Raw genomic sequence first — 1,023 nt, forward strand, 5'->3', positions numbered from 1 at the left:
CGCCGCGAGCCATGCGACCGCGGCTCGGCTGTGGGGGATTGTCCTGCCCTGGCGCGTTGAGGAGGATGACCGGCTGCACTTGAGTCGCTGGAAGGGAGACACTCGAGCCAAACGCCCAGCCGTTGTGGGGCATAGGACCCAACTCACCGAGCGCGACGTCGTTGAGATCTACGGCGTCACGGTCACCTCCCCTGCAAGGACGTGGACTGACTTGGCGCCCGCGTTGTCGGTCGAGGAATTGGTGGCGGCGGGCGATTCCCTTCTGCGTCATTCTGACGCTCCTCGGCGCCGGTGTGACCTCAACCTTCCCGATCCGCTGTGCACCATCGCGGAGATTGCCGAAGCAGTGGACCGTCGTCGCGGATCGCGGGGAATAGTACGCGCACGTGAAGCCCTGCCGTTGTTGAGGAGTGGAGTGGACTCCGGGCCTGAATCGCGGTTACGCCTGCTGATCATCGGTTCAGGCCTGCCGGAACCGGAGGTCAACCAGTGGATCCTGGACGCCAACGGACGGCGCGTCTCACGACCCGACTTGATGTACCGGGAGTTCCGCATCGCCATCGAATATGAGGGAGAACACCATCTCGACGCGGACCAGTGGCATAGCGACATAAACCGCGACGACAGGTTGCGGGCGATGGGTTGGACAGTCGTTCGATTTACAAAAAGACACCTCGAACCTGGCGCAGAGCGAGAGTCCATCACGCGGATCCGGACGGCAATGCGGGCGTCCCAAGCGTCGGGCGGGCACAAATAACGTGCTGGACGCTGGATTCATGTCATAAGCGCCCGCTCGATGGTGGGCGGTTGGGGGCGGCCACCTCTTCCACTGGTCTTCGGGCACCGGTACGTTTGTTCAAATCCGTCAACGAAAGGTTGTGTCATGAGCGAGAACCCCACCAGCGACGAAATCGACGAGGGCGCGGAAGCTGACGCGAAACTGGAGCGCGACGCAGAGCAGAGCGCCGACGCGATCAAGGGAGACGGCTACGGCGGTCCGGCCCCCGAAAACGAGACAGGCGG

The 1,023-nt window shown here is 63.2% G+C and carries 1 protein-coding gene; it reads left to right on the top strand.

Annotated features, from left to right (window positions below; genetic code table 11):
- On the top strand, positions 1 to 757 hold a 757-nt coding region (locus X803_RS22520), incomplete at its 5' end, for an endonuclease domain-containing protein (protein ID WP_216699038.1).
- Positions 758 to 1,023 lie beyond the last annotated feature (266 nt).

The sequence above is a fragment of the Arthrobacter sp. 35/47 genome (assembly GCF_000520475.1).
GTDB classification, from domain to species: Bacteria; Actinomycetota; Actinomycetes; order Actinomycetales; family Micrococcaceae; genus Arthrobacter_D; species Arthrobacter_D subterraneus.